Origin of the sequence: Deinococcus rhizophilus, from assembly GCF_030271215.1 — a bacterium.
GTDB classification, from domain to species: domain Bacteria; phylum Deinococcota; class Deinococci; order Deinococcales; family Deinococcaceae; genus Deinococcus; species Deinococcus rhizophilus.
In genome coordinates this window covers 1-1,134 of sequence record NZ_JASNGB010000335.1, presented here as the reverse complement: position 1 = coordinate 1,134, position 1,134 = coordinate 1, and the positions used below count along the sequence as shown (strand labels likewise).

Genomic DNA, 1,134 nt, shown 5'->3' with positions numbered 1-1,134 from the left:
GCCCCCAGCCCGAAGAGGGCCGGGACCTCCAGCAGCGGCGCGAGCAGCAGCGCCCCCCAGCCCGGCACCGCCCACCACCCCACGCGCGGTTCGTGCCGGAAGCGGGCCTCCCGCCCCACCCGCCACAGCCAGTAGCCCGCGATCAGGGCGAGGCACAGGGCATAGAGGGGCGTCACGTAGGCGGCAAAGGTCATGGCCGCCCCTCCCCCGCCCGGCTCTGTGGCTGCCCGTGCCGCCGGACCTCGGAGACGAGGTGGCCGAGTTCGCCCCGCAAGAGGCCCTCCCAGGCGGTCTGCACCGCGCCCCGGCTGCCGGGCAGGGCGAACAGCAGCGTCTGGCCCGCCAGTCCGCCCACCGCCCGCGAGAGCATGGCGGCGGCGCCCACGTCGCGGTAACTCAGCATCCGGAACAGTTCCCCGAAGCCCGGCAGCGGCTTGGTGAGCAGCGACTCGACGACTGGAATGGTCACGTCCCGTCCGGTGATGCCGGTGCCGCCGCTGGTGAGCACCACGTCGGCTCCCGCCATCAGTTCGGCCAGCGCCGCGCGGATCGAGGCTTCCTCGTCGCGGACGATGCGGGAGGCGGTGACCTCGTGGCCCGCCGCCCCCAGCTCGGCCCGCAGGTAGGCGCCGCTGGTGTCGGTGGCCTCCGTGCGGGTGTCGCTGATGGTCAGGACGGCGGCCCGCACCGACCGGGGCGCGGCGGCGCGGTGNATCGAGGCTTCCTCGTCGCGGACGATGCGGGAGGCGGTGACCTCGTGGCCCGCCGCCCCCAGCTCGGCCCGCAGGTAGGCGCCGCTGGTGTCGGTGGCCTCCGTGCGGGTGTCGCTGATGGTCAGGACGGCGGCCCGCACCGACCGGGGCGCGGCGGCGCGGTGTTCGGCGGGGCCGGGAGGCGGGGAGGCAGGGTCGGCCATGACGCCCGCACCATACGCTGCACGGGGCGGGGAGGCCGGGGGCATGCTCACGGTCAGGACATGCGGGGGTGGGCTCCGGGGCCCTCCCCTATACTGGCCCGCGATGAAGCCCATCGGCCCCTACGTGGCCGCGCGTGACCTCGGCGGCGACCCGGCGGCGGCGGTGCGGACCCTCCGCGCGACCGACCGCCTGACCGGGATGCCGGTGCTGCTGCACG

General features: G+C 76.2%; 1 protein-coding gene and 1 pseudogene. Both read right to left on the bottom strand.

The window, feature by feature from the left end; all coding sequences use genetic code 11:
- Positions 1-194 (bottom strand): annotated as a pseudogene (locus QOL99_RS17190) (hypothetical protein); the annotation flags it as partial.
- Complete coding sequence (locus tag QOL99_RS17185) at positions 191-916, bottom strand: MogA/MoaB family molybdenum cofactor biosynthesis protein (protein WP_285525619.1); 726 nt, start codon at positions 914-916, stop codon at positions 191-193. The gene QOL99_RS17185 and the pseudogene QOL99_RS17190, both read right to left, overlap by 4 nt.
- Positions 917-1,134 lie beyond the last annotated feature (218 nt).